Consider the following 23,422-nt stretch of genomic DNA (forward strand, 5'->3'; position numbering starts at 1 on the left):
TTTCTGTCACACCGCACGGTGCCCGTGAAAGGTTGCGGGTTGTACAAGTCATGGACGTGGCCCCTGCGAAGGACGTAGCGTGCTGAGTCGCGCAGGGTGGCGCGGCAGTGGTGACCAGCTGCGATTCAGGACAGCAGGGCGGGTTGAGGGAGTGCTGGGGGACGACGCGGAGCTGACCGCCGCGGTGCTCGCGGCACAGGACGGGGACGAAGACGCCTTCCGTACTGTGTACCGCGCAGTGCAGCCGCGGCTGCTGGGTTACATAAGGACGTTGGTGGGGGAGCCGGACGCCGAGGACGTGGCGTCCGAGTCCTGGCTGCAGATAGCGCGTGACTTCGACCGGTTCAGCGGCGACGCCGACCGGTTCCGGGGGTGGGCGGCCCGGATAGCCCGTAATCGCGCCCTCGATCATCTGCGGATGCGCGGCAGGCGCCCCGCGATCGGCGGCGACGAGACGGAACTGTCCGAGAAGCCGGCCGAGTCCGACACCGCCGACGAGGCGATCGAGGCCCTGGCCACCGGTCGTACGATGTCCCTCATCGCCCAGCTGCCGCAGGACCAGGCCGAGGCCGTCGTGCTGCGTGTGGTGGTGGGCCTGGACGCGAAGAGTGCGGCGCAGACGCTGGGCAAGCGGCCCGGGGCGGTGCGTACGGCTGCGCACCGCGGACTGAAGCGGCTGGCGGAACTGCTCCGTGCGGACGGCGGCGAGAGCGGCCCGGGCGGCGGCGCGAACGGCGACGGGCGCGGCGTTTCCCACCCGCACGGGAGCGCGGCAGGTCAGGCGGTGGAGCTCGATGCCGTACCCGCGCAGCGGGCCTCACGCACCGGCCTGACGGCGTCCGCCGGTGTGACGCATTCGCGTCCGTGGACGCAGAGGGACATGTGATGGCCGACGAGCGGTACGAATGGCTTGACAAGGACGCGGCGGAGAGATTGCTCCGCGGCGAACCGGTCGATCCCGTCGACGGCCACGCGCGCACCGACGCCGAACGGCTGATGGCCGCGCTTGCCGCCGCCCGCGGAGCCCGGTCGGCCACCGGCGAACTGCCGGGCGAGGCCGCCGCACTGGCCGCCTTCCGCGCAGTCCCGCGCGCCGCCCGTACGCGGGGACAGTTCGAGGCGCAGGCGGCGGGGCGCGCCACGCAGAGCAGCGAGCCGGGGCAGCCGGAGGTGTACGGACAGTTGGGGCAGTCAGGGCAAAGCAGTCATCCCGAGACGCTCGGAGCGATACGTATCGGCCCCGCTCCCTCCGCCCGGTCGTCCTCGTCCTCCTCCTTCGCCTCCCCCGGCGGCATGCGTTCGCTGCGCTGGAGCCGGCCCATCCGATTCGGTCTTGCTGCCTCCCTCGCGGGCTGCGCGCTCGGCGGGGTTGCCGTCGCCGCAGGTACGGGCGTGCTTCCCGGCCCGTTCGGCGGGCATGCCAACCCGCTGCCCGCCTCCTCCGTGTCGGCGCCCGCCTCCCCCGGAGAGCTGGGCTCCGGGCCCGCCTCCGACGAGACGCGTGTCCCGCGGCCCGCGTCCACGGGCCCGGACACCTCTGCGGACGCTGCCGTTCCGTCAGCCCCCGCCGGCGACGGAACCCGCATGGGCGACGGTGGCGCGAACAACCGGGACGGCCAGGGCAGCACGGACGGCAAGGACGGTGGTTACGGGGACGACGTCGACGCCCGCCCCCGTTCCGAGGACGGGACCGCCCGCGACAGCACGTCCGGCAGCGGCCAGGGCGGCACGTCCGGCAAATGGTTGGGCCGGACCGTCAGGGCCTGCCGCGACTACCGCGACGGCAACCTCGACGCCGACCGCAGGCGCCGCCTCGTAGAGCTGGCCAGGGGTGCCGGCAACCTGGACCGGTTCTGCAAGCGCGTCCTGGAGAAGGACGACGGCGACGGCGGTGACGCGCAGCAGGGCAGCGGCAACGGATCCGGCGACGGCGGTGACGCGCAGCAGGGCAGTGGGTCCGGCGACGGCGCGGGCGACGACGGTCCGGACGCGGTCCGGTCGCTCTGGTTCAAACCCGCCACCCCGCCGCCGTCGGCCCCTGCGTCCTCGGCCGCCTGGAACACCTCTGCGTCCACTCGCTGAGCCGCGCCGGCCGCTCCGCCGCCACCGGGTGTGACATTTTCTGAGCCGTCGGCGCAGTACAGAGTGAGCCGACTGGTCATCGGCAGCGCACAGAGCCGGGGTTCCCCCCGTACCTTCGGCTCAGCGCACCTGGCGCGGGCGGGACACGTTCCCCCGGTCCCGCCCGCGCCCCACTCCCTTCTTCGCGCTCACCAGTAGATGACGACCTTGTCGCCGGTGCGGACCTGGTCGAAGAGCGCGGCGATCTTTCCCTGGTCCCGGACGTTCACACAGCCGTGCGAGGCGCCGCTGTAGCCGCGGGCCGCGAAATCCGCCGAGTAGTGCACGGCCTGGCCCCCGCTGAAGAACATCGCGTACGGCATGGCCGTGTGGTAAATCGTCGACACATGGTGCCGTGACTTCCAGTAGATGGAGAAGGTGCCCTCGCGGGTCGGCGTGTACTGCGAGCCGAACCGTACGTCCATCGTCGAGACGGTACGGCCGTCGATCATCCAGGACAGGGTCCGGCTGTTCTTGCTGATGCAGATCACCCGGCCGGTCAAGCAGCGCTTGTCGGGTTTGGCGACGGGGCGGGAGGTCGGCGGGTTCAGCTCGGCGGCCGTCGGTTTCCGGGTCATGGCGAGCAGCTTCTGCCAGGTGAGGGTGTCCGTCCTGCCCGTACGGGACAGTCCGCGCTTGCCCTGGAAGGACTGCACGGCGGCGACGGTCACGGTGCCGTAGTAGCCGGTGGGAGCCCGGTCGAAGTGGTCGATCTGACGGAGCCGGGCCTGCAGTTCCCGTACCTGCTTGCCCTGGGATCCGGTCGCCATCAGCGTCTTCCCCTGCGGGGCGGGCTTCGGCGCGGCGGACGGTGTCGGTGAGGCCGCCGGCTTCGAGGCAGACGCGGCGGGCTTGGCGTCGTCGGTCGCCGGGGCGGAGATCTTCGGCGGTGACGACGCGGCCGCCGGTGATCCGTTGGCGGGCTGCGCCTTGCAGCCCGCGGTGGTGACGGTCAGGGCGAGGACGGCGACGGCAGCCAGCGCTGCACCACCCGGGTGCCTTGCTGTCCGGCCAATCGTTCCTGCACCGTGCCCGGTTCTGTGTGCCATCCTCGGCCACCTGCTTCCTTCGGTATCTGTGAGGACGAATTCCCGCTCTGCCCGGTTGCCAAAGCCCGCGCATGATGGTGAGTGCGGTGGGGAAGGCCGTCGGACGCACCTTGTGAGCAAGGTCCCAGCCCGTGTCTCTCCACCGGTCGCACGCCCGCCGCTACAGTCCGTCGCGAGGGTCGTTGGTTACCAGTAAGTAGCTTCAGCGGGAGGCACAGCAGATGACGCGCGAGTCGGAGTCGGGACTGCCCATCGAGCCGGTGTACGGGCCGGGCGCACTGGACGGGTGGAACGCCGACGACAAACTGGGCGAGCCGGGCGCCTACCCCTTCACACGCGGTGTCTACCCGTCGATGTACACCGGCCGGCCGTGGACGATGCGCCAGTACGCCGGGTTCGGTACGGCTTCCGAGTCGAACGCCCGCTACAAGCAGCTGATCGCCAACGGCACGATGGGCCTGTCCGTCGCCTTCGACCTGCCCACCCAGATGGGCCATGACTCCGATGCGCCGATCGCGTCCGGCGAGGTCGGCAAGGTCGGGGTGGCGATCGACTCGGTCGAGGACATGCGGGTCCTGTTCGGCGGGATCCCGCTCGACAAGGTCTCCACCTCGATGACGATCAACGCGCCTGCCGCGCTGCTGCTCCTCATGTACCAACTGGTCGGCGAGGAGCAGGGCGTCACGGCGGACAGGCTGACCGGCACCATCCAGAACGACGTCCTGAAGGAGTACATCGCCCGCGGCACGTACATCTTCCCGCCCAAGCCCTCGCTGCGGCTGATCGCCGACATCTTCAAGTACTGCAAGGCCGAGATCCCGAAGTGGAACACCATCTCGATCTCCGGCTACCACATGGCGGAGGCCGGTGCCTCTCCCGCGCAGGAGATCGCGTTCACCCTCGCGGACGGCATCGAGTACGTCCGTACCGCCGTCGCGGCCGGCATGGACGTCGACGACTTCGCTCCTCGTCTCTCCTTCTTCTTCGTCGCCCGCACGACGATCCTCGAAGAGGTCGCCAAGTTCCGCGCCGCCCGCCGGATCTGGGCCCGGGTGATGAAGGAGGAGTTCGGCGCGAAGAACCCCAAGTCGCTGATGCTGCGCTTCCACACCCAGACCGCGGGTGTCCAGCTGACCGCCCAGCAGCCCGAGGTCAATCTGGTGCGCGTCGCCGTCCAGGGGCTCGGCGCGGTCCTCGGCGGTACGCAGTCGCTGCACACCAACTCGTTCGACGAGGCGATCGCGCTGCCGACCGACAAGTCCGCGCGGCTGGCCCTGCGCACCCAGCAGGTCCTGGCGTACGAGACGGACATCACCGCCACCGTCGACCCGTTCGCCGGTTCGTACGTCGTCGAGTCGATGACGGATGCCGTCGAAGCCGAGGCCAGGCACCTCATGCTCAAGGTCGAGGACATGGGCGGGGCGGTCAACGCGATCGAGCGCGGCTTCCAGAAGAGCGAGATCGAGCGCAGCGCCTACCGGATCGCCCAGGAGACGGACAGCGGGGAGCGCGTCGTCGTCGGCGTCAACCGCTTCCGGCTCGACGAGGAGGAGCCGTACGAGCCGCTCCGCGTCGACCCGGCGATCGAGGCCCAGCAGGCGGCCCGGCTGGCGAAGCTGCGGGCCGAGCGCGACCAGGGTGCGGTCGATGAGGCGTTGGGCCGCCTGAAGAAGGCGGCCGAGGGGACGGACAACGTCCTCTACCCGATGAAGGACGCACTGGCGGCGCGGGCGACGGTCGGCGAGGTGTGCAACGCGCTGCGGGAGGTGTGGGGGACGTACGTGCCGACGGATGCGTTCTGATCCGTCCGCACGGTCACCGGGCGGGGATGCCACCCGAAGGGAGTGTCGTACCCGCGTGCGACACTTCCATTCATGCTGGGTGTCACTGACCTTCCGACCTATCTCGTCGGCCTCGTGCTGATCGTTCTGCTGCCGGGGCCGAACTCGCTGTACGTGCTCTCTGTCGCCGCCCGCCGCGGTGTGCGGACCGGGTATGTGGCGGCGGCCGGTGTGTGGACCGGTGACACGGTGCTGATGACGCTGTCCGCGCTCGGCGCCGCCTCTCTGCTGCAGACCACGCCGGTGCTCTTCGCCCTCGTCAAGTACGCGGGCGCGGGCTATCTGACCTGGCTGGCGATCGGGATGCTGCGGGCCGCGGCGTCCATGTGGCGCGAGCGGCACCGGCAGATCGCCGAACTGACCGACGACGACGCCGCCGGACAGGGCGGGGCGAAGGCGGCGGCCGGGACGGTGGAACGGCCGTACCGCCGCGCGCTGGTGGTGAGCCTCTTCAACCCGAAGGCGATCCTGTTCCTGATCTCCTTCTTCGTGCAGTTCGTCGACCCCGGGTACGCCTACCCGGCGCTCTCCTTCCTGCTGCTGGGCTCGCTTCTGCAGATCGCCAGCTTCCTCTACCTGTCGATGCTGATATTCGGCGGCACCCGGCTGTCCGCCGCGTTCCGCCGCCGCAAGCGGCTGTCGGCGGGCGCGACGTCGGCGGCCGGTGTGCTGTTCCTGGGCTTCGCGGCGAAGCTCTCGCTCAGCAGCGTGTGAGGCGGGCGGGCCGGTTCACTGGTGCCACGCGTCGCCGCCCACGTTGCGGATCATGCGCTGCAGGACCTTGAGGGCGCGTACGTACTCCTCGTCGGGGATGTCCCGGTGGATCTCCGCGCTCACCCTGCGCGTACGGGCGGCGGCGCGGGTGCGCAGGGCGCGGCCCTCGTCGGTGATCCGTAGCCGCCCGTCGTCGTCCTCGGTGATCAGGGCCTGGTCGAGCAGGGTGTCGATCTCCGGTGCAAGACCGTCCCCGATGTCGAGGTAGCCGCGCAGGGTCGCGACCACTTCGGTGCGGGCGCGGCCCTGTTCGTCCGCGTCGATGAGCTGGTTCAGCACCCACCACCGGGGCTGGGTGAGGCCGTGTTCGGCCAGGGCGCCGCGGATGTGGGTCACCGTCGCCTTGTGGGCGGCCCAGCTCCAGTAGCCGATCGGCTGCTGGGCGAGTCCGGCGTCGTCATGTGAGTAGTCCATGGCCTCGAACGTAGGAACTCAACCGCGCTTGAGGTCAAGGCCGAGCGGTGCCGGATATGCACCGAGTCCCGGGCCCGGTCGCCCGCCTCCAGCGCGCCCGCACGGCCGGCCGACAGCGGGCCCTCGCGGTAGCCGGGCCCCAGCTGCTGGGCTGCCGCACCGCGCTCCTGCTCGCCGCGGTGGATACGAGTGGAGAGCCCCAGCATGTCGGCACTGCGAGGAATGGTTCGAGGACGGCCTGCGGCTGATCGTCGCAGGGATCGAGGCACGGTTCGGGGTGCGCTGAGCGGTGGTCAGGCCGGGCGGCGCGACCCGCCCGTCAGGGACCTGCGCAGCAGCGGAGTGCTCCACCGCTCCACGTACCGGTGCAGCAGCCACGCCAGCGCCAGCATCAGCAGCACCGTGAGCGCCGCCGTCACCCCCGCCGGGATGCCGAGGCGCCGGTGCAGCGTGCTCACCGCCACCCACCCCAGGTGTTCATGGACGAGATAGAAGGGGTACGTCAGCGCTCCCGCGACGGTCAGCCACGGGCGGTCGAAGCGGGCGAGGGCGCCGAGCGCGATCGCGGCGACCGCGGCGAACCCGGCGGTCACGATCACGATGATGACCAGCGATGAGCGGTACGAGAAGGCGTGCGAACCCGCCGGATGCCACAGGGCGGCCACCGCGTAGTGCTGGCCGAGCAGCCAGCTGACCCCGACGATGCCCCAGGCCGTGGCGTCCCGCCGGTTGCGGTGGACCAGGTACAGCCCGATGCCGCCGATGAAGAAGGGGGCGTACTCGGGCATCAGGACGACGTCGGCCAGCGGCTCGCCGGATGCCTTGCCGAGCGCGGCGGCCAGCGTCCACGCGGCGCAGAACAGCACGATCCGCCGCCTGCTGGCCCCCGGCAGCACCACGCACACGGCGAACAGCGCGTAGAAGCGGATCTCCGCCCACAGTGTCCAGCACACCCCGAGCACCCGGTCCACGCCCAGCGGTTGCTGCAGCAGCGTCAGGTTCACCAGCGCATCACTGGGTGAGACCGCCTTGTACGCCACCGCGGGCAGCGCGAAGACCAGGGTCACCAGCAGGACCGCCGCCCAGTACGCGGGCAGCAGCCTGGCCGCCCGCGAAGCGAAGAACGAGGTCAGTGAGCGCCCCCAGCCACTCATGCAGATCACGAAGCCGCTGATGACGAAGAAGATCTGCACCCCGAGACAGCCGTAGGCGAACCAGGTGTGGGCGGTGGGGAACAGGGAAGCGGCGGAGGTCCCCCACGCTTTGGTGATATCGCCGCCCCGGCCGCCGTAGTGGTACGCGGCGACCATCAGCGCGGCGACCAGCCGCAGCCCGTCCAGAGCGCGCAGCCGGGGCCCGGTGCGCACCGGCCGGCGGTCCTGGGCGGGCAGGCGCTGCGGTGACGACGGGCGAGGTGACGCCGGCAGCGGCGCCGGGGCGGCAAGAACCCGCTCGACGGTCCTGCCCGGATTCTCCGGAGTGGTGGTCACGGCCTTCCCTTCCCACGGTGGCGAAGGGTCAGGTTAGGGCGCTCCGGGGCCCCGAAACGGACGGGAAGGGAGCAGTTTCCCGTGCTGACAGAGCGAGTTCATCTTGCGGCCGTTCAGGTTTCTTAGCGTGCTACGGAACCTCAAACGGTTGCCGAACATCTGTACCCCTCCATACGCCCCTTTCCCCCACGGGCACCAGACGCTTGGAGCGCCATGACGAAAGCCCGCACCCGTTGGCCACGGCAGCGTGACGCGGAGGACTCGGTCCCGCCCGAAGGCGGTACGTCCCACCTCGCCACCGTCCGGCCGACGGAACTGGAGACCTGCCTGCGTGCCTGCGCCGCGCACAGCGGGAAGCTGGTCGCCGGGCTCGACCGGCGGCGTACGGTGCTCTCGGAGGCCCTGCGGAATCTCCTGGCCACCCACGCCACCATGGAGCAGACGTCCTCCGCGGCCTCCCCGATCCCGCTGCTGCGGCGCACGGCCAAGGGTGGTTCGGGCTCTGCTCTCGTGCTCGGCGACGAGCTGCTCGACCCCCTGCTCGCGGTCGGCAACAAGGCGCTGGACTGCGGTTACGAGGACGAGCTGAAGCTCGCGATCCTCATCACGGACACCGTGCTGACCCAGCGCAAGCGCTCCAGGGCGGGCTGGCGGCTGCGGGCCCGGACACTCGAGGCGATGGGCGCGGAGGCCGCCGCCGTCGAGGCGTACGAGCGCTACCTCGACCTGACCGACGAGGACGGCTTCGGGGTCGCGGCGAAGACGGCCGGGCTGCGGGTGGGCGCGGAGCGCCAGAGCGAGCTGCTGCGGAAGCTGGAGCGCGACTGTCCCGAGGCCGCGGCCTTCGCCGGCCGGTCCGTCACCGAGTCCTGGGCCGAGGGCCTGGCGCTGCACGGGCGCGGAGACTGGAACGAGGCACGGCCCCGGCTGATCGGCGCACTGCTGGCCCAGGACCGGGCCGGCGCGCCGGTGCCGGAGATCCAGGAGGCCCTGGCCCAGTACCTCGGCCTCGTGCTGGAGGTCAGCGGCGCGGCGGGCAGCGGCGGCAGCCCCCGTGGCAACGCGCGCACCGGCGACCTCGCCCTTCTCACGGACCTCATCGCGCTCTACGCCGAGCAGCGCCGGGCCCGGATGCGCGGCCCGATCGGTGACCCCACCTTCGGTGGCGTCGAATGGACCACGCTCGGCGAGTTCCGTAACCACATCGCGGGCAAGTCCATCTGTCTGATCGCCAACTCGCAGCGTGTCGGCACCGGTTCGATGGGCGCCGAGATCGATGCGTACGACCTGGTCGTCCGCTTCAACTCCTACAAGATCGACCCGTCGGCGACCGGCAAGCGCACCGACATCCACGCCACCATCCACAAGCACGGCTTCAACTGGGACCAGAAGGTCCACACCCGGCTGGTCTTCGGCGGGGTCTCCGGCGACTGGAAGTACTCGCTGCGCAACCGGCTGGTGCCGGGCGCCCAGCAGTACCTCGGCGACGAATCGCTGCGCTGGCCGCTGCGCGACATCGGCAAGGTCGGCGCGGATGTCTGGCCGGCCATCCCCACCAGCGGTTTCAACATGCTGTGGCTGCTGGACTACCTGGACGTCAGCCCGCAGCTCGACCTGATCGGCTTCGACTTCTACGAGAGCGGCGCCTACCGGCTGCCCGCCGCGATGAAGATGCCCATCACCTCCGTGCACGAGTACACCAGTGAAAAGGCGTGGGTCATGGAACGCGCCCAGAGCGTCACCGATATGAGGATCCGACTGCGATGACGACGACGCCCCCTACGACCGGCACGCCCGCACCACAGGCCCCCGCCCCCGCGAACGCACTCACCGGCAAGCGCCGCGTCGCCTTCGCGAGCTTCGTGGACGAGAACTACCTGCCCGGCTTTCTCGCCCTGCTGCGCAGCCTCGCCCTGTCCAACCCGGCGGTCTGCGAGGACTTCATCGTCCTGCACGACGGGCTGCGCCCCGCCTCCGTCGCACAGATCCGGGCGCTGCACCCGCGCATCGACTTCCGCCGGGTCGACGCCGCGCACTACGACACGTACGCCAAGGGCGACCAGGACAACTACCTGGTGCGCAAGGCGTACTTCATCCTCGATGTGTTCCGGGTGCGCGACTACGACACCGTGATCACCCTGGACACCGACATGGTGGTCCTCGGCGATCTGGGCGACCTGCTGAAGCTGCGCGACGGTCTTGCCGCCGTTCCGCAGTTCTTCTACGGGCAGCACAAGCTCAACAGCGGGCTGCTGGTCATCCAGCGCGAGTATCTGAGCGACGCGTTCTGCGCGAAGATCGACGACGTCGGCCGCAAGGGCACCTACGAACTCGACAAGCACGACCAGGGCATCCTGAACGCCGTGCTCGACGGCGCCTTCGTGCAGCTCGACGCCCGCTACAACTTCGTCAAGCGGCGGCTCTCCGGCGACCTTCCGGTGCCCGACACCACCGCGATCCTGCACTTCACCGGGCGGCACAAGCCCTGGCAGGGCGGCGAGGCCGGCTACGGGCAGGCCGAGGACCGCTGGCGCGCATTCGAGCTGTCCGACGCCGAGTTCCACGCCGCGTACCTGGCACTGCCCGGCGCCAAGCACCACGACCTGCTGGTGCACTACGGCACCCCGCACGTCCGGCGCACCGCCGACCCCGAGAGCGCCCGCCGGGTCGCCGCCGCGCACATCGGCGCCGGTGAGTACCAGCAGGCGGCCGACCTGCTCGGCGGGGTCCGGATCCCCGTCGACGATGCCTGGCCGCACGAGGTGCTCGGCCACGCGCTGATGAGCGTCTCCCGCTACGAGGAGGCCCGCGCCCAGCTCCTGCTGGCCGGCGCCGCCCCCAACCGGGCCGCGACCGCTTTCTCGCGCCTCGCCCAGATCGCCTGGATCCACGGCGACGACGCCACCGCCGCGCAGTACGCCCTCGAAGGGCTCGGTGTCGACCCGACCCACCGGGCGAACCGGCTGATGTACAAGCGCACCAAGGATGTTCCGGCCCCCGCCGAGGGACCGGCGGCCGAGCAGCTTGCACACGTCGCCTTCTACATGGACCGGCAGGGCAACGCTGGGGACAAGCTGCTCCCGGAGAGCGTCCGGCTGGCCTTCGGCCACGACACCGGCCCGGCCCGCTGGCACTCCGTCCACGCCCACCGGCTTTTCGACGAGGCCGCGCTGGAGCGGGTCAACGCCCGCCGCGGACTGGTCATCGGCGGCGGCGGCCTCTTCATCCCGGACACCGCACCGAACGGCAACAGCGGCTGGCAGTGGAACGTCCCCGACGAACTGCTGGAGCGGATCGACGTCCCCGTCATGGTGTACGCGGTCGGGTTCAACGCCTTCGACGGCCAGGCGTACGGCCACGGCAGGGACCGGTTCCTCTCCTCCCTGCGGAAGCTGGTGGAGCGCGCCTCGTTCTTCGGGCTGCGCAACCACGGCTCGATCGAGAAGGTCCGCGAGCTGCTGCCGACGTCGCTGCACGACAAGGTCCGCTTCCAGCCCTGCCCGACCACGGTCACCCGGCAGCTGGTGGACGGCTGGACCGACCCCGTACAGCGCGAGGACACCGTGCTGATCAACGCCGCGTACGACCGGTCCGGGCTTCGCTTCGGCCATGACTACGAGCACTTCCTCGCCGAGATGGCCACCGCGGTGAAGGGGCTCGGCAAGTACGCCGAGGTGCAGTGCGTGGCCCACTCGCTGGACGACGAGCGGATCGCCTTCGACCTGCGGCGCGAGCACGGCATCTCGCTGCCGGTGATCCCGATGTACGACTTCGAGAACGACGAGATCCGTGACACGTACGCCCGGACCAAGCTGGTCATCGGCATGCGTGGGCACGCGGGCATGATCCCGTTCGGCTGCGGTACACCGATCATCAGCCTGATCTCGCACCCGAAGATGGCGTACTTCCTGTCCGACATCGAACGGCCCGAGTGGGGCATCTCCGTCCATGACCGGCACCTCGGGGCGCGGCTCGTGGAGCGGGCGGCCGGGCTGCTGGACGACCATGCGGCGACGGTGGCCGATGTGCACGGGCGGCAGCAGGAACTGTGGAAGGTCACCGAGGCGAACGCGGCGGACCTCCGGGTGATCCAGGGAGGCGTGAACGTCTGACGGCGTGACGAAAGGGGCGGGGCGCCGACCAGGCACCCCGCCCCTTTTCCGTCCTCATTTTCGTCTTCCACCGCCACCGGAGTACCCGGTCGAGCCGATTTACCGCCGCACAACCCGCCGCAACGCCTTCGCCCGCCTGGCAACCCTGCGCACCGCGGCACTCCGCGGCAGGAACGAGAACTGCGCGGGCACCCCACCCGGCAGCCCCAGCGAAGTCAGCCGCTTGCGCTTGAAGTAACGCCATGTGGTGTTCGTGAGATGGGCGGAGAGATACCGCTCTGCGGCCGACCGCAGCTCCGGGTAGATCTTCGGCTGCATCGTGAAGCCGACCGCGGTGATCAGCTCGTTCAGCTCGACCGGCGCCACCGCAGCCGCGTCCGTGACCGCGCTCCGGTCGCCGAGGTCCGGCACCAGCGCGTCCACCAGCGTGACCGGAACCCGGTTGCTGTTCTCGAAGGGGGACAGCCGGTCCAGCAGCATCCCAGTACCGACCCGCGCCACCGGCAGCCCGTAGAAGGCGGACGCCGTGAGCAGAGCGGTCGAGAAGCAGCCGACGACCAGCGCCGGCCGCATCCGCTGGTACAGCACCTCGGCGAGGACCGGCGCGGTCAGCACCCCCGAGTCCAGCACGGTCAGCTCCGCGCCGAGCTTCGCCGCCTCCGTCTCCATGGCCTGCGACCACTGGGCCGGGGCCGTCGGATGCGGCTTGAACACCAGGCGGGTGTGGCCGAGTCCGACCGCGCCGCGCATCATCCGCAGGTGCAGCTCCTCCTCCTCCGCCGCGCTGATCAGGCCGAGCGCGGAGAGGTACTGGCCGAGCAGCAGCGCGGGCGCGTCCACGGACGGCACGCTCGCCGCGACATCGTGCGCGTCGCCCAGTTCACCGAGCACCTTGAGGAACGCCTCGGTCGGCACGATCTGCGACGCCACGCCGAACTCAGTGAGCAGCAAAGGCTTCAGCCCCGGCACGAGGTCGAGGTGGAGCAGCCGCCGCACCCGGGTGCCGATCAGCGGGTCGATCTTGTTCCTGGTCGGGCCGTAGCTCATCAGCCCGTCCGCGTACACATCGATCGGTACGCCGGTGAAGATCTGGGCGATCGCCATCGCCGGGTTGACCTGGATCGACTCGATGGCGAGTTCGATCTCGTCGTCGCCGAGTCCCCAGGCGAGGCGCAGATGCCGTTCCCACAGCGGTACGTCGTCCGGGCGCGGAGCCCAGCCGCTCGGGTGGTGGGGGGCAATCGTCGCGTTCCACGACACGACGTCGTCGAACCGGCCGCGCAGCGCGTCGAACCCGGGCATCGCGTCGACGGAGGGTGTCGTCTCCGGGATCGCCGCGTTGTTCGAGACGAGCAGGATGCGGCGGTCGGCGTCCGCGAAGGCGCCCGCGTCCAGGGCGGCGGCGAGCGTGGCCGCGCCGTAGAGGGTGGAGGCGAAGAAGATCTGTGTCGCACGGGTCCGGCTGCTGCTCATGCGGCCGCCACCTCCTTGGCGCCGACGGACCGGCGGCGCAGTCGGCGCAGCAGGGTCGCGCGCTGCAGGTCCATCGAGTCGAGGGCGTCGTCCAGCACGTCCTGCGGCATCCGCTTGAGCGCGTCGGCGCTCATCGACTTCAGGGCACGGGCCACAGCAGGTTCGAACCTTTCCATCGCACCCATGTGGTGCGAAATGATCGCGCAATAGGTACGGACCGCTTTCGGCAGGAGCGCCTGCGCATCGCGGTCCTTCGCTGTCTCCCGTACGACTTGGTCAAATGAGCGAATGAAATCGAGCTGGCGCACGTCACCGATCTGTGTAAGCGACGAGGCGACGCCGCGCCGGTAGAAAATTCCGAGAAGTCCCAGCACCGCAAACGAATCCGCCTCGCGGTGCAGCCGCCAGATCCACGGCCGGTCCTCGGCGGTGCGCAGACCGTCCGTGAAGTGCAGCAGCCCGCGGTCCAGGAGCCGGCGGTGGTAGAGACCCGCCCAGGCGTACGGATAGTCGACCGAGGTGGTGCGCCCGGCGGGCAGGATCGCGTCCCGCGGGTCCATGACCTCGCCCCTGCGGCCGTGCGGGACGCGGTGGACCGTACGGGTCCTGCCGTCGACCTGGACATGGTCGGTACGGACGAAGTCGCAGCCCAGCGCTTCGGCGCGGGCGAGCAGGTCGGTGTAGAAGCCGGGGGCGAGCCAGTCGTCGCCGTCCAGGAAGGCGAGGTACTCGCCGCGGGCCGCGTCCAGACCGGTGTTCCGGGCGGTGGCCAGTCCGCCGTTCTGCTTGTGTCTGCGTACGACCACCCCCGGAATCTCGTCCTTCGCGCGGCGCAGTATGTCCGCGGTCCCGTCGGTCGAACAGTCGTCGACGAGGATGAATTCGAAGTCCTCGCGGGCGTTGGCCCGCAGGCTTCTCAGGGTGTCGGGGGCGTATGTCTGCACGTTGTAGAACGGCACGATGACGGAGAGCTTAACCACCTGTCACACGCTAGGGGGGTGCTCGTCATTTGCCCTGGACCCAGGAGGGACGGCAGGTGAACGACGAATGTCGGAATGGTGAACCGGTCCGAATCCGAGGCGATTGCAGCGCATTTGTGGAGCTGATTCGCCAACCGTCGGCGGGCTGTTAACCAGCTGTTGCCGCCACGTTGGGCTGCGAATCGAAATGCCTTCCTAACTTCTAGGACGTGCCCCCACCAACCAGCAAAACGACGGCGCTCCGGGTAGCCGTACTCGCCGACTCGGACACCCGGTGGAAATGGGGCGCGCTCACCGCGCGCCGCCTGACCACCGGGGCCCCGGACGCGCCCCGGGCAGCGGACCGGCCGGTCGAGATCAGCGGACTGCTCCTGCGCGGCCGCGCCACCCCGACCCCGCGCCAGCTCGCCGAGGTCGGCGACGTCGGGATCGAGACCGGCCGGGTGCGCGAGGTGACGGCTGTCGAGTTCCTGCACACCGTGCGGAACGAGGGGTACGACGTCGTGGTCCTCGCCCTGGTCGGCGGCGCCGTCCAGGCGATGCTGCACGGCCTTGCCGCCCTGCGGCTGCCCGCCAGGCCCGTCGTCGTCACCGGCTATGTCGGTGTCGTCTACGAGAAGCTCGCCGACGGACTGCTGCTGCGGCACGGCGCGGACGTCGTCCTCGCCAACTCACGGCACGACGCGGAGCGTTTCCGCGCGGTGTACGAAGGAGTGGGCGCCGACGCCTCGGCCGTCACGGAGGCCGCACTGCCGTTTCTCGGCGGCGCGCCGCACCGGCCGCAGGAGGGCCGCGACACGGTCGTGTTCGCCGCCCAGCCCTCCGTACCGGCCTCCCGCGCCGACCGGACGTACCTGCTGCGCCGGCTCGTCGAGCACGCCAGGCTGCACCCCGACCGCGAGGTGCTGCTGAAGCTGCGCTCCAAGCCCGGTGAGCACACCACGCACATCGAAGAACTTCCGTACCAGCGGCTCGCGGAGAAGCTGCCCGGCGGGCTGCCGCCCAACTTCAGTCTGGTGTACGGGCACATGGGCGAGGTCCTCGACCGCACCGACCTGCTGGTCACGGTCTCCTCGACCGCCGCGCTGGAGTCCCTGCACCGGCGCATCCCGACCGCGATCCTCACCGACCTCGGCGTCCGCGAGACCCTCGGCAACCACCATTTCATCGGCTCGGGCCTGCTCACCTCGTGGGACCGGCTCGACGGCGGCTCCCACCCGGAGCCCGACGAGAAGTGGCTGGCCGGCCAGGGCGTCGCCGCCGACGGCACCTACGACACGGCCTACGACACCGCTCGCGCCCGCGTCGACGCGCTGCTGGCCGAGGCCCGCCTTCCCGACCTCGCGCCGTACTACACGCCCGCCAGCGCCCCCGGCTACCTCCCCGGCATCCTCGCCCGCCACCACCTGGCCCCGGACGGCCACCCGCTGCCGGGCGCCGCGGCGCCGCGCGAGACCGGCGGGGTGCGGGGCGCGGTCCGCGACGCCGTACGGGAGGCGGCGCGGGGCGCGTACCGGCAGGGAGTCCAGCGGGTCGCCCCCGTGATCCGACGGATGGGCGAACTGTGAACACCACTTCAGGAGCAGAGATGAGCCCGACCCCGACCGTGCTCGCCGTGATCCCCGCCCGCGGCGGATCCAAGGGCGTCCCGGCCAAGAACCTCGCCCAGGTCGGCGGCATACCGCTGGTCGCCCGCGCGGTGCAGGCCTGCCTCGGATCGAGCGAGGTCACCGATGTCGTCGTGACCACCGACGACGCGGCCATCGCCGCCGCCGCGCGGGCCGCGGGTGACGCGCTGGGGGCCTCCGGGCGGCTGCACTGCGTGCAGCGCCCCGCGGCCATCGCGGGCGACAGGTCGAGCAGCGAGGACGCGGTGCTGCACGCTCTCGACGCATACGAGGCGATGCACGACCGCACGGTCGACGTGGTGCTGCTGGTCCAGTGCACCAGCCCGTTCCTCACCCGCGAGGACATCGACGGCGTGGCCGCGGCGGTCGCCCACGAAGGCGCCGACACGGCCGTCACCGTGGCCCCCTTCCACGGCTTCATCTGGCGCGACGGCACCGCCGTCGAGGACCACGCCTATGGCGTCAACCACGACAAGGGCGTCCGGCAGATGCGGCAGGACCGCCCCGAGGACCTGCTGGAGACCGGCGCGGCGTACGCGATGAACGTCGCCGGCTTCCGTACCCACCGCCACCGCTTCTTCGGCGACACCGCGCTGGTCCGCACCGACCCCGCCCGGGTCCTGGAGATCGACGACCCGCACGACCTGGCCCGTGCCCGCGCCCTCGCGCCGCTCCTCGACCCGTCGCCGCTGCCGACCCGCGACGACATCGACGCCGTCGTCCTCGACTTCGACGGCACCCAGACCGACGACCGCGTGCTCATCGACGCCGACGGACGCGAGATCGTCGCCGTCCACCGCGGCGACGGTCTGGGCATCGCGGCCCTGCGCAAGTCCGGGCTCGACCTCCTCATCCTGTCCACCGAGCAGAACCCGGTCGTCGCCGCCCGCGCCAACAAGCTCAAGATCCCTGTCCTGCACGGCATCGACCGCAAGGACCTCGCGCTCAAGGAGTGGTGCGACGAGCAGGGCATTGCGCCCGAGCGGGTGCTCTACGTCGGCAACGACGTCAATGACCTGCCCTGCTTCGCCCTCGCCGGCTGGCCCGTCGCCGTCGCCAGCGCCCACGACTCGGTACGCGCCGCCGCGCGCGCCGTCACGACCACCCCCGGCGGCTTCGGCGCCATCCGTGAAATCGCGGCCTGGCTGCTCGGCCCCACCCTCACAAACCACCAGTCCACCCCCACCAACACCACCACCAAGTAAGGAAACACCCCTATGAGCACCTCCCGCCTGCGCACCCTCGGCACCCGCACCGCCGGCCCCGGCCAGCCCGTCTACATCACCGGCGAGATCGGCATCAACCACAACGGCGACCTCGACAACGCCCTCGCGCTGATCGACGTGGCCGCCGAAGCCGGCTGCGACGCCGTCAAGTTCCAGAAGCGCACCCCGGAGATCTGCACCCCGCGCGACCAGTGGGACATCGAGCGCGACACCCCCTGGGGCCGGATGACGTACATCGACTACCGTCACCGCGTCGAGTTCGGCGAGGCCGAGTACCAGGCCATCTCCGACCACTGCGCCAAGCGCGGTATCGACTGGTTCGCCTCCCCGTGGGACACCGAGGCCGTCGCCTTCCTGGAGAAGTTCGACGTCCCCGCCCACAAGGTCGCCTCGGCCTCCCTGACCGATGACGAGCTGCTCCGCTCGCTGCGCGCCACCGGCCGCACGATCATCCTCTCCACCGGCATGTCGACGCCGCGCCAGATCCGTCACGCGGTCGAGGTTCTCGGCAGCGACAACATCCTGCTCTGCCACGCCACTTCGACGTACCCCGCGAAGGCCGAGGAGCTGAACCTCCGCGTCATCAACACCCTCCAGCAGGAGTACCCGAACGTCCCGATCGGCTACAGCGGCCACGAGACCGGTCTCCAGACGACCCTCGCCGCCGTTGCCCTCGGCGCCGCGTTCGTCGAGCGGCACATCACCCTCGACCGCGCCATGTGGGGCTCCGACCAGGCCGCCTCGGTCGAGCCGCAGGGCCTTACCCGCCTCGTCCGCGACATCCGCACCATCGAGGCCTCCCTCGGTGACGGCGTCAAGAAGGTGTACGAGTCCGAGCTCGGCCCGATGAAGAAGCTCCGCCGCGTCGCGGGCGTCGTCGCCGAGAACGCCGAGGCGGCCCCGGCCGCCGAGCCGGCCGCGGTCTGACGGGCCGACCGGTGAACCTCGCCTTCGTCGAGAGCCCGGTCCAGCTCCTGAACGTCCTGGAGTGGGCCTACACAGAGGGAGACGACGACCTGGTCCGCACGGACACCACGGTCGTCGTCCTCCCCCCGGTCGACCCGATGTCGCGCGGTCAGCTGCGCCGGATGGCGGAGCTGGCCCGCGACGAGGGCGTCACCGTGCGCTGGCAGGAGGCGCGCGGCGGCGCGGGAACGCCGCTGAAGACGCTGCGCGCACTGACGGGACTGCTGCGCAGGGCGGACCGGATCGTGATCGGCGACCCGTTCTCCCGCTATGTGCAGCTGCTCCTCACGATGGTCCGCGCCCGCCACCTCACGGTGGTCGACGACGGCACGGCCACGATGGAGTTCGTCGCCCAACTGGCGCGCGGCGAACGGCTGGTGCGCTGGCACCGGCGCGGCAGCTCGGGCGTGCGGGAACTGATCCTGGCCCCGGTCACGGCCACCGCCCGCCGCCGCTTCACACCGTCCAGGACCCGTACGGTCGAGGTGTTCACATCGATGCCGGTCGAGGCTCCGGCCGGCATCACGGTCACCCCCAACACCTTCGCCTGGACCCGCGCCCGCTTCGGGCCGCCCCGGCTCACCCGGGGCGCTGACCTGGTCGGCACGTCCCTGGTCGAGACGGGCGTCATCGACCAGGAGCAGTACCTGGAGGCGGTCTCCTCCCTGGCCCGGACCCACGGTGCGACCCGCTACTTCGCCCACCGCCGGGAGTCCGCCGACAAACTCCACGCCCTGGAAGCCGCCACCGGCCTGGAGATCGTCCGCCCGGATCTCCCCCTGGAACTCATCGCCCGCCGCGGCCCGATCGGCCGCACGGTCCTGAGCTTCCCGTCCACGGTCGTCCACACACTGCCCCTCGCACTGGTCGGCACGGAGGTCAAGGTCGCGGTCTGCGACATCGCCCCGGAATGGCTGCGGGACACGGCGTCACCGCGCGCGCAGGGGTTCCTGAGCGGCGTCACGGAGACGGCGCGTGACGTACAGCGACTGGCCCCCTGGCGGGTCACCGCGGTGACCGAGGCCTGAGCCCGCCCCCGCGGACGGCTGAGGCCGCCCGGGCACAGTGCCTGAGCGGCCTCGCTTCATGAGCGAGCGATGACCGCGTGCAGTGCGGCCTGCCGCACGGCCTTCGTGCCGGCCGACCCGGCGCGAACCCAGCCCGATGGGCCGACCTCACCGGCGTGGGTGACGGGAGGCAGGGTGGGGTCGGGGAGGGTGATTTCTTCGGTACGTCAAAGACTTCCATGCCGTGCGCCCCCGCGTCGCGGTCCCCTGTTTTAACCACCGTTGAGAATGCGGCGCGCCAGTTTCTCGCGAGCCCTGGCCAGTTCCGCACCGACAGCAGCCTGCCGCTCGGGAGCCGCGACCACCTCGGCGGCCGTCGGAGCCCCGGTGAGCAGGCAGGCACGGCGCAGATGGGTCGGCGGGTGGGTCGCGTCGACGCTGTGTCCCCGCAGGGCGCTGCAGCGCCGCTGACGCGCGTACTCGCTCTGCGGGATCGAGTCCATGTGGGCGGCCAGCCGCTCCCAGAGGCCGCGCCAGGCCTCCTCGCGCGCCGGGTTCCCGGACCGCGCCACCTGCTTGGTGTTGGCTTCGCGCAGCAGCGCGGACGCGGCGGAGCCGCCGACCAGCAGCCGGTCCATGAGTCCTACGGCGGCCTCGGTGGACCCGGCCCGGGCGGCGAAGGAGTCGGCCAGGTACTCACCGCGCTGCGTGGCGCGCAGCGTCAAGTGGTCGAGCAGCATCAGTACACCCTGGACCGCGCAACGGGGCAGCAGATAGAGCGCGTTGAGTGCCAGCTCACCGAGGGTGGGTTGCGGGAGCCTGCTCAGCAGATACCACCACGTGGCCAGCGAACGGAGTGCGTGCGCGGTGATCAGCCCGTGGCGGGTGTCCCCGTTGGCGTAATGGCCGAGCTCATGCCCCAGCAGCGCGATTCGCTGCTGCGGCGTCAGGATCTCCCAGAGACCGAGTCCGATCTCCAGCCGCCGGCGCTGCCGCAGCCCGTACGTGCTCACGGACGCGTTCACGTCGGGGGTCACGACAACCGCGTGCACCCCTGTCGTACCGACGACCTCGGCGATCTCGTCGATCAGGGCGAACAGCTCGGGCGCATCGGCCCGGTACAGCACCGGCTCGTCGTCGGGGAGTCGTTCGAAGCGGGGCCGCAGGGCCCAGGAGATGCCCAGCAGCAGCGCGCCCACCAGGGGCAGGGCACTGCCCCAGCCGAATACCACCAGCAGGATTCCGGCGACGACCAGAGCGGCCGTGACGCCGTGGACGGCCAGCGCGAGGGCGTAGGCCAGGACACTGGCGCCATCGCGTCGGGGCCGCAATGTCTCACCGGCCGTCACCTCGGCGAGCAGCTTCTCCCCGTGCTGCCGGGCCAGCCTGCGCCGCAGCCGCTCCAGCCGCCCGGGGGTCTCCTCGGGCTCTCCCGGGTCCATGTTCCAGTCGCAGGCGGCGCACCACACGACGAACCTGGGGTCCGTCCGGATCTCTGTTCCGCACTCCGGGCACGGCTGAACGCTCTGCTCCAAGGTGTCGAGCATCGTCGAGGCCCCCTCGTCCCGCGGCCCCTCCCCGGGACCGCCCCCATGTACGACGCACTCGAACCGAGCGGGCCGGCGACGCAGCGTAAGCCGTGGGCAGTCCGGACCGGCCGGCGGGTCGTGGCGCGCGCCCTCGGAGGAGAATGGGTGAGTTTACCCACCTCCTTCTCACGTCACACGCTCCGACGCCGCATTTTGTTCCTCTATGCGACTGAACTTTTGTTGATCTGTGGCCAGTTGAGGGGGCAAGGGGCCTACCCTTCAACAGGTGAACCAGTTGATGTCCCGCGAGTCCGATGCCGAGCTGCCCGAGGACGCCGCCCTGCCCGGCACGCTGCCCGAATCCCTGCGGACCGAGCTGATCGCCTTCCGGCGCGATCTGCACATGCACCCCGAGCTCGGCAATCAGGAGTTCCGTACCACCGCGGCCCTCAAGGCCCGGCTGGAGAAGGCCGGGCTGGAACCCCGGGTGCTCTCCACCGGGACCGGGCTGATCTGTGACGTGGGCACATCGGGCGGGGCGCGTGGCTCGGACAAGGGTGGTGGGCGACGGGCGGGCGGCGATGCGCGGCCCATGCTCGCCCTGCGCGCGGACATCGACGCTCTGCCCATTCCGGACACCAAGACCGGCGTTCCCTACCGGTCCACCGTCCCCGACCGGGCACATGCCTGTGGGCACGACATTCACACCACGACCGTCCTCGGCGCCGGGCTCGTCCTTGCCGAGCTCGACCGGCAGGGGCTGCTGCCGCACCCCGTGCGGCTGATCTTCCAGCCGGCCGAGGAGGTGCTGCCCGGCGGGGCGGCCGATGCGATCGAGGCCGGGGTGCTGGAGGGCGTCGGACGGATCATCGGGGTGCACTGCGACCCGAGGGTCGATGTGGGGAGGATCGGGCTGCGGGCCGGGCCGATCACCTCGGCCTGCGACCGGGTGGAGGTCACTCTGGCCGGACCCGGCGGTCACACCGCCAGGCCGCATCTGACCACCGACCTGGTCACGGCCGCCGCGAAGGTGGCCACCGAGGTGCCCGCGCTGCTCGCCCGCCGGGTCGACGCCCGCTGGGGGCTCGCGGTCACCTGGGGACGGCTGGAGGCCGGGCACGCGTGCAATGTGATCCCGCAGCATGCCGAGCTGTCCGGGACGGTCCGCTGCCTGGACCTGGCGGCGTGGCGGGAGGCGCCGGATCTGGTCCATGCCGCCATCGACGAGGTGGCCGGAATGCACCGGGCCAAGTCCGTGATCAATTACGTCCGCGGGGTCCCGCCGGTCGTGAACGACCCGGGGACGACCGAGCTGCTGGCCGCCGCCATGGCCGGGCGGCGGGGATCGTATGCGATCGAGGACACCGAGCAGAGCCTCGGCGGGGAGGACTTCTCCTGGTATCTGGAGCACGTTCCGGGGGCCATGGCACGGCTCGGAGTGCGTACGCCCGGCGACACCCGGCGCCTTGACCTGCACCGTGGAGACTTCGATGCGGACGAGGAGGCGATCACCGTTGGAGTGGAGCTGTTCACCGCCGCGGCTTTGCTCGACGGTAACCGCTCGTAACCGGACAGGTCACCACCGGTTCGCGACGATCCGATAACGGCTTCCGTACAGGGCTTTATCTGACATCTACGCGCGTTACGATCGCGGCGAAACCAGCGCCGGAAGAGGCGCTTCGGTCAGGTTTGAAGGAGCCTTCCCTTGCGCCGGGTATCCAAGATCACCGCCGCGTGTGCCGTCACTGCGGCTCTCGCGCTCACCGCCACCGCGTGTGGCGAGTCGTCCGACGAGAGCACCAGCTCCGACAAGGGCCAGATGAAGATCGGCATGGCCTACGACGTAGGCGGCCGTGGCGACAACTCGTTCAACGACTCCGCCGCTCGCGGCCTGGACAAGGCCAAGGCCGAGTTCAAGGCCCAGACGAAGGAGCTCACCGCCAAGAACGGTGAGACCCCGGCCGACCGCGAGCAGCGCCTGCAGTCGCTCGCCGAGGGCGGCTACAACCCGGTCATCGCGATCGGCTTCGCGTACAAGGATGCGGTCGACAAGATCGCCCCGAAGTACCCGAAGGTCAACTTCGGCCTGGTCGACTCGGTCTCCGACGCCAAGAACGTCGCCTCCATCGTCTTCACCGAGGAGCAGGGCTCGTACCTCGCCGGTGTCGCGGCGGCGCTGAAGTCGAAGGACGGCCAGGTCGGCTTCATCGGCGGCGTGGACCTTCCGCTGATCAAGAAGTTCGCCGCGGGCTTCCAGCAGGGTGTCCTGGACACGAATCCGAAGGCCAAGGTGCAGATCCAGTACCTGTCCACCGGTTCGGACCTGTCCGGCTTCGGCAGCCCCGACAAGGGCGAGGCCGCTGCCAAGGGCATGCTCGACAAGGGTGCGGACGTCATCTTCGCGGCCGCGGGCGGTTCCGGTGCCGGTGCGATCGAGGCCGTCGCGAGCCAGAAGGGTGCCTGGTCCATCGGTGTCGACTCCGACCAGGCCCTGGACCCGGCGCTGTCGAAGTACAAGGACACGATCCTGACCTCGGTCGTCAAGAACGTCGACGCCGGTGTCTACGACCTGGTCAAGTCCGTCAAGGACGGCAAGCCGCTGACCGGCGTCCAGGCGTACTCCCTGGCCAAGGGCGGCGTCTCGCTGACCACCACGGGTGACCACCTCACGGACATCCAGGCCAAGCTCGACGAGGCGAAGAAGAAGATCGTCGACGGCACCATCACGGTCAAGACCACGACCTGATCCGTCCCGTCGATCGGGGCCCGGGGGGAGCTGCTTCGGTTGCTCGCCCGGGCCCCGATTTCGCGT

Annotated in this window: 18 protein-coding genes and 1 pseudogene; 12 read left to right on the forward strand and 7 right to left on the reverse strand. The window is 70.7% G+C overall.

Annotation, left to right across the window (positions count from 1 at the left end):
* Positions 1-151: 151 nt before the first annotated feature.
* On the forward strand, positions 152-886 hold the full coding sequence (locus ABZV38_RS21990) for an RNA polymerase sigma factor (protein ID WP_356329447.1): 735 nt from the start codon (positions 152-154) through the stop codon (positions 884-886).
* Positions 865-2,082 carry a hypothetical protein gene (locus tag ABZV38_RS21995; RefSeq protein WP_356329385.1) on the forward strand — a complete coding sequence of 406 codons (1,218 nt, stop codon included), beginning with the start codon at positions 865-867 and terminating at the stop codon, positions 2,080-2,082. The genes ABZV38_RS21990 and ABZV38_RS21995 overlap by 22 nt, the downstream gene beginning before the upstream one ends.
* A gap of 188 nt (positions 2,083-2,270) precedes the next feature.
* On the opposite strand, the gene ABZV38_RS22000 is transcribed toward ABZV38_RS21995, so the two are convergent.
* On the reverse strand, positions 2,271-3,170 hold the full coding sequence (locus tag ABZV38_RS22000; protein ID WP_356329387.1) for a L,D-transpeptidase family protein: 900 nt from the start codon (positions 3,168-3,170) through the stop codon (positions 2,271-2,273).
* A gap of 221 nt (positions 3,171-3,391) precedes the next feature.
* On the opposite strand from ABZV38_RS22000, the gene ABZV38_RS22005 reads away from it, so the two are divergent.
* Positions 3,392-4,972 (forward strand): methylmalonyl-CoA mutase family protein, encoded by a 1,581-nt coding sequence (locus ABZV38_RS22005; RefSeq protein ID WP_356329389.1) that lies wholly within the window; start codon positions 3,392-3,394, stop codon positions 4,970-4,972.
* 72 nt (positions 4,973-5,044) lie between these two features.
* Positions 5,045-5,725, forward strand: coding sequence for a leucine efflux protein LeuE (gene leuE / locus ABZV38_RS22010; protein ID WP_356329390.1), 681 nt, complete (start codon positions 5,045-5,047; stop codon positions 5,723-5,725).
* 15 nt (positions 5,726-5,740) lie between these two features.
* On the opposite strand, the gene ABZV38_RS22015 is transcribed toward leuE, so the two are convergent.
* From ABZV38_RS22015 to ABZV38_RS22025, 3 genes and pseudogenes are all read right to left on the reverse strand, one after another.
* A complete protein-coding gene (locus ABZV38_RS22015) occupies positions 5,741-6,199 on the reverse strand; it encodes a MarR family winged helix-turn-helix transcriptional regulator (RefSeq protein WP_356329392.1) in 459 nt (152 codons plus the stop codon).
* Between the two features lie 65 nt (positions 6,200-6,264).
* Positions 6,265-6,420: pseudogene (locus ABZV38_RS22020) on the reverse strand (pentachlorophenol monooxygenase); the annotation flags it as partial.
* A 72-nt stretch (positions 6,421-6,492) separates the two neighbouring features.
* Complete coding sequence (locus ABZV38_RS22025; RefSeq protein WP_356329449.1) at positions 6,493-7,590, reverse strand: acyltransferase; 1,098 nt, start codon at positions 7,588-7,590, stop codon at positions 6,493-6,495.
* 312 nt (positions 7,591-7,902) lie between these two features.
* Between ABZV38_RS22025 and ABZV38_RS22030 the strand changes: the two genes are divergently transcribed.
* Together ABZV38_RS22030 and ABZV38_RS22035 are read left to right on the forward strand one after the other, a co-directional pair.
* Entirely contained in the window at positions 7,903-9,456 is a 1,554-nt protein-coding gene (locus ABZV38_RS22030) for a hypothetical protein (protein WP_356329395.1), read from the forward strand.
* Complete coding sequence (locus tag ABZV38_RS22035) at positions 9,453-11,801, forward strand: glycosyltransferase (protein WP_356329397.1); 2,349 nt, start codon at positions 9,453-9,455, stop codon at positions 11,799-11,801. The genes ABZV38_RS22030 and ABZV38_RS22035 overlap by 4 nt, the downstream gene beginning before the upstream one ends.
* A 99-nt stretch (positions 11,802-11,900) precedes the next feature.
* Here the strand turns inward: ABZV38_RS22035 and ABZV38_RS22040 are convergent, their stop codons facing one another.
* Both ABZV38_RS22040 and ABZV38_RS22045 read right to left on the reverse strand, forming a co-directional pair.
* On the reverse strand, positions 11,901-13,274 hold the full coding sequence (locus ABZV38_RS22040; protein WP_356329398.1) for a polysialyltransferase family glycosyltransferase: 1,374 nt from the start codon (positions 13,272-13,274) through the stop codon (positions 11,901-11,903).
* Positions 13,271-14,254 (reverse strand): glycosyltransferase family 2 protein, encoded by a 984-nt coding sequence (locus tag ABZV38_RS22045; protein ID WP_356329400.1) that lies wholly within the window; start codon positions 14,252-14,254, stop codon positions 13,271-13,273. The genes ABZV38_RS22040 and ABZV38_RS22045 overlap by 4 nt, the downstream gene beginning before the upstream one ends.
* A gap of 209 nt (positions 14,255-14,463) precedes the next feature.
* Here ABZV38_RS22045 and ABZV38_RS22050 point away from each other — a divergent pair, with 209 nt between their 5' ends.
* From ABZV38_RS22050 to ABZV38_RS22065, 4 genes are read left to right on the forward strand one after another with little or no spacing between them, the layout of a single operon-like run.
* Positions 14,464-15,822, forward strand: coding sequence for a DUF6716 putative glycosyltransferase (locus ABZV38_RS22050; protein ID WP_356329402.1), 1,359 nt, complete (start codon positions 14,464-14,466; stop codon positions 15,820-15,822).
* A 20-nt stretch (positions 15,823-15,842) separates the two neighbouring features.
* Positions 15,843-17,087, forward strand: a complete 1,245-nt coding sequence (locus tag ABZV38_RS22055; protein WP_356329404.1) for an N-acylneuraminate cytidylyltransferase — start codon at positions 15,843-15,845, stop codon at positions 17,085-17,087.
* Between the two features lie 12 nt (positions 17,088-17,099).
* Positions 17,100-18,035, forward strand: coding sequence for an N-acetylneuraminate synthase family protein (locus ABZV38_RS22060; protein ID WP_356329405.1), 936 nt, complete (start codon positions 17,100-17,102; stop codon positions 18,033-18,035).
* Positions 18,036-18,046: 11 nt separating this feature from the next.
* Complete coding sequence (locus tag ABZV38_RS22065; RefSeq protein ID WP_356329407.1) at positions 18,047-19,102, forward strand: hypothetical protein; 1,056 nt, start codon at positions 18,047-18,049, stop codon at positions 19,100-19,102.
* A 251-nt stretch (positions 19,103-19,353) separates the two neighbouring features.
* On the opposite strand, the gene ABZV38_RS22070 is transcribed toward ABZV38_RS22065, so the two are convergent.
* Complete coding sequence (locus ABZV38_RS22070; protein ID WP_356329409.1) at positions 19,354-20,628, reverse strand: M48 family metallopeptidase; 1,275 nt, start codon at positions 20,626-20,628, stop codon at positions 19,354-19,356.
* A 280-nt stretch (positions 20,629-20,908) separates the two neighbouring features.
* Between ABZV38_RS22070 and ABZV38_RS22075 the strand changes: the two genes are divergently transcribed.
* Positions 20,909-22,177, forward strand: coding sequence for an amidohydrolase (locus tag ABZV38_RS22075; protein ID WP_356329450.1), 1,269 nt, complete (start codon positions 20,909-20,911; stop codon positions 22,175-22,177).
* A 138-nt stretch (positions 22,178-22,315) separates the two neighbouring features.
* Entirely contained in the window at positions 22,316-23,356 is a 1,041-nt protein-coding gene (locus ABZV38_RS22080; protein ID WP_356329410.1) for a BMP family ABC transporter substrate-binding protein, read from the forward strand.
* The last annotated feature ends 66 nt before the right edge of the window (positions 23,357-23,422 follow it).

This window comes from Streptomyces sp. NPDC005181 (assembly GCF_040608395.1).
Taxonomy (GTDB): domain Bacteria; phylum Actinomycetota; class Actinomycetes; order Streptomycetales; family Streptomycetaceae; genus Streptomyces.